Below are 5,068 nucleotides of genomic sequence, written 5' to 3'. Positions count from 1 at the left end.
TTGCGGATATGAAAACGCAGGATACGCAGGCTATCTCCGATTACGTAAGAATGCGCGCTAAACCAAGCAGATTGCGCACGTGACGACATCGATATCCCGGTTCAGGAAAAGATGATCGTCGAGCTCTATTCTAAGTAATGGTTGCTAAGGAGGAATTTATTAATGTTAGATATCCGTAAGCCGGGTATCTCCGTTGAGGAGCTGAAAGATAATACGGCTCAGTTTAAAGTCGAGCCGCTGGAGAGAGGCTTCGGTTACACCTTAGGAAACTCCCTGAGAAGGGTGCTTCTATCGTCTTTACCGGGTGCTGCCGTCACGTCGGTGAAGATCGAGCGTGTAGCTCATGAATTCGACACGATCCCAGGTGTCAAGGAAGATGTCATGGATATTATCCTTAACCTGAAGGACCTCGTATTAAGGCTACATGGCGATGAGCCGGCAACCATGAGAATTAATGTCAAAGGGCCAAAAGAGGTTACAGCGGCGGATATTGAGTATCCGGCCGATGTGGAGATTATAAATCCCGAGCTACACCTTGCCACACTCAATGCTGATGGCAAACTCGAGATGGAAATGACGGTTGAGGAGGGTCGCGGCTATGTTTCCGCAGACCGTAACAAGCGGGCTTCCGACACCATCGGAGTTATCCCGGTAGATTCTATCTTCAGCCCGATTAGAACTGTAACCTACGCTGTAGAAAATGCACGTGTCGGGCAGAGAACCGACTTTGATAGGTTGGTTCTTGATGTCACTACAAACGGTAGCATTACGCCGTTTGAGGCCGTCAGCATCGGCGCGAAGATCGTCAACGATCACATGGGCCTGTTCATGGAGCAGGCGAGCGAGTTTGCCACCACACCGGTGTTTGTTTCCGACGCAAACGACCGCGGTAAAGCCCTTGACTCACCGATTGAAGACCTCGAGCTTTCGGTTCGTTCCTATAACTGCTTGAAGCGAGAGGGAGTCAATACTGTTCAGCAACTAGTTGAGCAGAGCGAAGGCGATCTTATGAAAATAAGAAACTTCGGCGCTAAATCAATTGAAGAGGTCAAAGACAAGCTTCAGCAGCTGGGTCTTTCACTTAAACAAGGTTAGTAGGAGACTGGAATGAGGCACGCAAAAAGAGGTAGAAAAATTGGCACGAGTGCCAGCCATAGGAAAGCGATTCTGGAAGGACTAGCCCGCCAGGTTATCGTGCACGAGCGAGTTAAAACCACGGAGGCAAAAGCCAAAGAGCTAAGGCCGTATGTCGAGAAAGTCATCACCCTCGGCAAGAAGGGCGATCTGCATGCAAGAAGGCAGGCCCTGGCAGTGCTCGGCGATCGCGAGATCGTCCATAAGCTCTTTGCCGACATCGGTCCTCGCTATGCAGAGCGCGACGGCGGCTATACCAGAATCCTTAAGCTCGGCCCCCGTCAAGGTGACGCCGCGCCCATGGCTATGATCGAGCTGGTTTAGCACTACGCCGGATAGGCACTGCTAAACACAAATTCAAATATGCTATCGTAAAAGGCAAAAGCCCGTCCAGGCTTTTGCCTTTGTTGTTAAGAGCAGCGATTTGCGAAGAGCGATAGGCGATTGGGTGTGGGTCTATAATGATTCGACTTAAAAATGTAACTTACCGCTACGGTAAGGATGATAAGAGAATAACGGCGCTTAATAATGTTAGTCTCACTTTCAATGAAGGCGAGTTTATTGCCGTCCTGGGGGCGAACGGGTCGGGGAAATCCACGCTGGCGAGGCACATAAACGGCCTGCTTTTGCCATCCGAAGGGGAAGTGCTGGTGGATGGTTTATCCACCGCTAATCGTGAAGAGCTATGGAAGGTGCGCCAGCGTGTGGGCATTGTCTTTCAGAACCCGGACAATCAGATCATCGCAACGAGCGTTGAGGATGATGTGGCGTTCGGCCCCGAGAATTTAGGCGTTGAGCCGGATGAGATCCGGTCTCGGATTCGCGAGGCGCTTGCGACGGTCGATATGACCGATTACGCGAAACGCGAGCCGCACCTGCTTTCGGGTGGACAGAAACAGCGGGTCGCCATTGCCGCCGCCCTTGCCATGCATCCAAAGTATCTGGTTTTTGATGAAGCGACATCGATGCTCGACCCCAGGGGAAGCGCCGAGATAATCGCCACGATCAGGAAACTCAACAAAGACCTCGGTATTACCGTTATCCACATCACCCACATTGCGGACGAGGCTGTTTTAGCCGATAGAGTCATTGTTTTGTCAAGGGGCGCCATAGTTCAGGACGGTCCGCCGCACGAAGTTTTCTCCAACATCCGTGCGCTTGAGAAAGTAGGGGTGGGGGTTCCGCGGGCGCGGTTGATTGCGGAAGAACTCATCCAGGCTGGCGTAAAGCTGCCGGGCACGATTCTTACGGTGGATGAGCTGGTGGAGGCATTATGCTAAATAACGATAGAGCGCTCATCGAATGTAGCGACCTTGGATTTACGTATATGCCGGGCACACCCCTGGCAAGCGAAGCGTTAAGAAACATCAACCTGTCTGTCGAAGAGGGAGAGGTTCTCGCCTTTATCGGACCGACCGGCTCGGGTAAATCGACGCTCATCCAACATTTTAACGGGCTCTTAATTCCTTCCGAAGGTAAAATGCTCTTCAAAGGAAAACAGATCGGCGTGAGTATACATCCTTATGAGGTTAGACATGAAGTCGGCCTGGTGTTTCAGTTCCCGGAGAGCCAGCTTTTTGAAGAGACGGTTATAGAAGACGTGTCCTTTGGCCCGCGAAACCTTGGGCTATCAAGTGGCGAAGTATCCGAACGGGCCGAAGAGGCCCTGGAGTCGGTCGGTCTTAGCTGCGAGCGGTTTGCGGGCAGGTCGCCATTTGAGCTGAGCGGCGGGGAACAGCGCCTTGTTGCAATCGCGGGCGTTCTCGCCATGAAGCCGCGCATACTCGTCCTGGACGAGCCGACGAGCGGTCTCGACGGCCGGGGAAAGGCCAGGGTTATGCAGTGTTTAACTGAGCTTAACCGTGAAGGGATGACGATAGCTTTCGTGTCTCACGACATGGACGAAGTCGCCGAGTTCGCACGCCGTGTCGTCGTTTTAGACGAAGGTCGCATCGTTCTTGAGGGCGACCCCCGCACGGTATTTTCTCGGGCGGGCGCCCTTAATGATATCGGCCTCGATATCCCGGCGACGACGGAGTTGCTGGTTAAGCTAAGCGGATGCGGGTTCGACATTGCTACCGGCGCTGTCAGTCTTCAGGAGACCGTGAGCCTGGTGCGCGCCGCCCTGAAGGAGGGGCTACGCCTGTGAAGCCGGGTCTTGCCATCGGCCAGTATTATCCATCAGATTCAATCGTTCACAGCGCCGACCCAAGGATAAAAATTCTGCTGGTCGGTGCCTACGCGCTGGCGGTGTTTCTTATCGGCAACTTTACCGGCTTTGCTGTCGTTGGGGTTCTGCTGGGCTTGCTGGTGATTCTGGGGAGACTTCCTTTCGGTCTCGTGCTGCGAGGTATCCGCCCGCTGTTCGTCATATTGGCTTTTACCTTATTGGTCCAGCTCTTCACGGGAGGAGAGCCGTGGGCATCGATCGGGCCGCTAAAGATAAGCGTCCAGGGGTTTAAAACCGGCATATTTCTCGACCTTCGCGTCGTTCTTTTGATTATCGGGGCGTCTCTTTTAACGCTTACCACCACGCCGGTCGCGCTTACCGATGCGCTCGAATATTTGCTCTCACCCCTTAAGAGGGTGGGTGTGCCATCGCACGAGCTGGCGATGATGACGACAATCGCGATGCGCTTTATCCCGATTCTCTCCACCGAGGCCGATAAGATTATCAAGGCACAGTCGGCGCGATGCGCGAGGTTCGATGCGAGAAACCCGGTGGTAAGGGCGCGCAGCTTCATACCGATCCTCGTCCCGCTCTTCGTCAGCGTTTTCAGGAGGGCCGATAATCTCGCCGAAGTAATGGAGGCCCGCGCCTACCGCGGCGGCGAAGGCCGCACCAGGATGCGCGAGCTGAAGATGAAACCCGCCGATTGGGTCGGCTTTGTTGTTGTAATGCTGTTGTTTGCGGGGACGGTATGTATTGGAAGGATGCCGGGGCTTTAAGGAGTATGCTAAAACAGATATGAGAAATATAAAACTCACGCTCGAATACGATGGAACGAATTATAGCGGATGGCAGAAACAAGCCAAGCAGCAGGTGCGTACGCTGCAAGGTGAGCTTGAAGCGTGTTTAAGTACGCTTCTCGGCGAGCCGATCGAGGTGAATGCCGCAGGTCGAACAGACGCCGGCGTGCATGCATTCGGCCAGGTGGTGAACTTTTTTACGCGCTCGGACATGCCGCTTATGCGGATTCCTTACTCGTTAAATGCACTGCTTCCAGGTGATATGACGGCAAAGGGTGTTGAAGAGGTTCCTGAAACATTCGATGCCCGCAGGGACCCCCAGTGGCGCGAGTACCATTACTATATCCTCAACCGCTCCTACCGTTCGGTGTTTGCGGATAAGTTCGTCAATCACGAGGCGCGACCGCTTGATGTCGGGGCTATGGATGCGACCGTGCAGCACTTGCGGGGCCGGCATGATTTTACCTCCTTTTACACCATGCCGAACAAGCCGGAAAATCTCGTCGAGAACCCGGTTCGAAAGATACTCGAGATATCCTGCAAGCGCTCATCTGATATCGTCTGGTTCGGGGAGCCGCTTGAAGGGCTTATAACGCTTCACGTGCGCGCATACGCTTTTCTGCATAACATGGTTCGCATTATCGCCGGAACGGCAATCGAAGCAGGCCTCGGAATTATATCCCCAGAGGGCATTCCCCTGATTCTCGACGCAAGAGACAGGACAAAAGCAGGCAGAACCGCCCCCGCCAAGGGGTTGACGTTAGTTAGGGTACAATACTAGAAGAGCAGAAGCCAGGAGCCAGGAGTCAGAATCCAGAATAAAACCTTCTTCTTACACTAGCTTAGCTACGCCTAGACGCTGGTAAGTGGCAATCACTGTGAGTGCATCCGAGATTCTTCAGTCACTATCGTTCCTATAAGAATGACAAGTAATCGCTAATCGCTAATCGCTCTTACCCACATT

Annotated in this window: 5 protein-coding genes and 2 pseudogenes; all 7 read left to right on the top strand. The window is 53.3% G+C overall.

The features are described from left to right. Positions 1 to 138, top strand: a pseudogene (locus ACYC56_RS09165) (30S ribosomal protein S4); the annotation flags it as partial. A 24-nt stretch (positions 139 to 162) separates the two neighbouring features. Next, on the top strand, positions 163 to 1,095 hold the full coding sequence (locus tag ACYC56_RS09160; protein ID WP_461373879.1) for a DNA-directed RNA polymerase subunit alpha: 933 nt from the start codon (positions 163 to 165) through the stop codon (positions 1,093 to 1,095). Positions 1,096 to 1,107: 12 nt separating this feature from the next. Then, positions 1,108 to 1,455: pseudogene (gene rplQ, locus ACYC56_RS09155) on the top strand (50S ribosomal protein L17); the annotation flags it as partial. Positions 1,456 to 1,595: 140 nt separating this feature from the next. Then, positions 1,596 to 2,414, top strand: coding sequence for an energy-coupling factor transporter ATPase (locus tag ACYC56_RS09150; RefSeq protein ID WP_461373878.1), 819 nt, complete (start codon positions 1,596 to 1,598; stop codon positions 2,412 to 2,414). Further along, on the top strand, positions 2,408 to 3,283 hold the full coding sequence (locus ACYC56_RS09145; protein WP_461373877.1) for an energy-coupling factor transporter ATPase: 876 nt from the start codon (positions 2,408 to 2,410) through the stop codon (positions 3,281 to 3,283). Before ACYC56_RS09150 ends, ACYC56_RS09145 begins: the two co-directional genes overlap by 7 nt. Further along, the gene (locus tag ACYC56_RS09140; protein ID WP_461373876.1) at positions 3,280 to 4,083 is read left to right on the top strand and encodes an energy-coupling factor transporter transmembrane component T family protein; all 804 of its coding nucleotides are present in this window, start codon (positions 3,280 to 3,282) and stop codon (positions 4,081 to 4,083) included. The genes ACYC56_RS09145 and ACYC56_RS09140 overlap by 4 nt, the downstream gene beginning before the upstream one ends. 19 nt (positions 4,084 to 4,102) lie before the next feature. Continuing rightward, positions 4,103 to 4,885: a tRNA pseudouridine(38-40) synthase TruA gene (gene truA, locus ACYC56_RS09135; RefSeq protein ID WP_461373875.1), complete on the top strand. Its 783-nt coding sequence runs from the start codon at positions 4,103 to 4,105 to the stop codon at positions 4,883 to 4,885. Positions 4,886 to 5,068 lie beyond the last annotated feature (183 nt).

It is taken from the genome of Candidatus Aquicultor sp., from assembly GCF_054640775.1.
Note: the sequence above shows the minus strand (reverse complement) of the source record. Positions and strands in the feature narration are given on the sequence as shown.

Coding starts and splice junctions, on each gene's coding strand:
- ACYC56_RS09160 (WP_461373879.1), top strand. CDS start 163: ATGTTAGATATCCGTAAGCCGGGTATCTCCGTTGAGGAGCTGAAAGAT.
- ACYC56_RS09150 (WP_461373878.1), top strand. CDS start 1,596: ATGATTCGACTTAAAAATGTAACTTACCGCTACGGTAAGGATGATAAG.
- ACYC56_RS09145 (WP_461373877.1), top strand. CDS start 2,408: ATGCTAAATAACGATAGAGCGCTCATCGAATGTAGCGACCTTGGATTT.
- truA (WP_461373875.1), top strand. CDS start 4,103: ATGAGAAATATAAAACTCACGCTCGAATACGATGGAACGAATTATAGC.